We start from the raw sequence: 1,320 nt of genomic DNA on the forward strand, positions 1-1,320 counted from the left end.
CAATGCCCTGCCGTTCGCAGAGCGCCTCTTCCCAGGACAGCAGCAGCTCAAACGCGTCCTTTGGAGAAAGGGCAAGCCCCTCAAGCATTCTCCCGGCGGGCGAACGCCGACCCGCTCTGCCTTCATTTCTGGCCACGGGATATTTCACTTCCGCCAAACGAAGCGCCGCGCCCGCGAAAGGACGATGCCCCCCAAGCTCCAGCCGCTTGACCACGCGAGTCCATGCATCTATTTTGGGTTCCGAAGTCTCACCGGAGAAGCAAAAGAAAACATCCCCTAACCACATTGCGTACAGATGCTTAGTCATCGTGATCTCCTGTCTTTTTGAACAAGCCAAAACGGGCAGCCCGCGTTCGTTCCCAAGCGGCAGCCGTTTCAGCGAGAAAATGATACCGGTCTGTCTCCGCCAAGCGGCAGAGCTCCTGAATTTCCAAAAAAGGTTTTATCTCCATCTTATACGAAAAAGCCGGGATTTAAAAATATTTCTGCACATTTGCGCCCGCGAAATTGCTCCGTTTTCCTTACTTTCGACAAAAATGAAGGCCGGGTTCCACTTATTACCATTACCAGACAGACCGGACGCCCGGCCAGCGGCCATGGCAAATAAATCGCATCTTATGTAAAAAGCAAGCCATGCGCCCAGGTTTCTTATAACCCGCTTGCGGCTTTGGCTCGCTTGAAAGCTTATCCTGCCAGGTCCGGCAGCTGCTCCTTCAGCCATTGGTAGATGAAATCCGCCACCTCTTCCCAGCCCGGCTGGGCGATAATCCAGTGGCTGCGGCCGGGGAATTCCTTGTAATCCGTTACGGCTCCGGACTGCCGGTTATATAAGCTGTAGTTCTTGCGGACCAGGCTGGCGGGAACGATCCGGTCCACTTCCCCGGCAATCATCAGCAGCAATCCGCCGAAGGAATGGCCGATAATAACCGGCTTCTCCGGCAGCTCCTTGATTATACCGGCATAATATTCCGTCAGGTCATCAAGGCCAATCTTGCCGAGTCCGGATTCGGGACGGTTCCGCAGTTCCGGCACGGATTGGTCGTGGGAAGGCCAAACCGGGGCCAACACCTCAAAGCCTCTGGCCTTGAAATACCCCATCAGCGGTTCGAAGCTTGCGGTGACAAAGGCTCCGTGATTGAACACTCCCCTCCCTACGCTTAGGCATAGAGGAAGGAGATTCTTGGGTAGTCCCTTCTACCGAAGAGAAGTTGACCAAGCGAACCCTGCCGTCCCGGCAGTTCGTGTATAATTTATACCTCAAGAAGTCTTTTACCTTCGGCCAGGATGTTCTGACTGGCGTTCAAGTCCCGGTCATGGACG

At 54.6% G+C, this 1,320-nt stretch carries 1 protein-coding gene and 1 pseudogene; both read right to left on the reverse strand.

The features are described 5' to 3' along the window. Positions 1-307: pseudogene (locus L692_RS27790) on the reverse strand (ATP-dependent helicase); the annotation flags it as partial. Between the two features lie 377 nt (positions 308-684). Continuing rightward, positions 685-1,143, reverse strand: a complete 459-nt coding sequence (locus L692_RS0105230) for an alpha/beta hydrolase (protein WP_025697829.1) — start codon at positions 1,141-1,143, stop codon at positions 685-687. Positions 1,144-1,320 lie beyond the last annotated feature (177 nt).

Source organism: Paenibacillus forsythiae T98 (assembly GCF_000520735.1).
GTDB classification, from domain to species: Bacteria; Bacillota; Bacilli; order Paenibacillales; family Paenibacillaceae; genus Paenibacillus_AQ; species Paenibacillus_AQ forsythiae.